The following is a 639-nucleotide window of genomic DNA, read 5'->3' as shown; positions in this document are numbered from 1 at the left end:
ACCGTGGTCGACCTCGGGCGCGGGTCCCCCATCGCCCGCACCACGCTGCTCGTGCGCGCCGACGGCCTGGACGCACGCCCCGTCGGCCAGGGTCTGCTGGTCTCCCCCGACCCGACGGCTCCCGTGCAGGCGAAGGCCCTGTCGCACCTGTCCGTCAAGTGGCCCTGGATCGACCAGGCGGTGCGCGCCGCCCACGGTCCCCACGTCCATGCGCTCCGGCTCTCCCACGGGCGTCCCGGCCAGCCCTCCCCGACCCCGACCCTCGAGGCCGCCCTGCACGATGCCTCAATCCTCACCGGTGTCGAGCTGGATCCCCGAGACGTCCTCGCCCACTCCCTGGTCCACTGGGACGGGACCCTGCCACCGTTCACCCCGGCGCACAGGGCACGTGCCGACCGCCTCGCCGAGGATGTCGCCGGCCATCCCGGGCTTGCAGTCACAGGCGCATGGGTGGCGGGAAGCGGAATTGCCGCGGTTGTCTCACATTCACGGCTCATGGCCCGGAGAATGTCCGGGAGAATGTCTGGGAGGAACGTCCTGAATTCCTCCCCGACATCACCCGGGAAAGGCCTGGACGAATTGTCGTGACAACGCGTCAGAACATATCGAGTTATTCTTCACGAATGCGTGGAACGGAAA

At 68.7% G+C, this 639-nt stretch carries 1 protein-coding gene; it reads right to left on the bottom strand.

The genetic code is table 11. The annotated features are described in order from the left end of the window. Positions 1 to 210, bottom strand: a 210-nt coding sequence (locus FK530_RS26460; RefSeq protein ID WP_205124260.1) for a hypothetical protein, incomplete at its 3' end; no start/stop codon positions are given. Positions 211 to 639: the final 429 nt, after the last annotated feature.

This window comes from Tsukamurella conjunctivitidis, assembly GCF_007858475.1.
GTDB classification, from domain to species: Bacteria; Actinomycetota; Actinomycetes; order Mycobacteriales; family Mycobacteriaceae; genus Tsukamurella; species Tsukamurella conjunctivitidis.
This window is presented reverse-complemented; position numbering and strand designations above follow the sequence as displayed.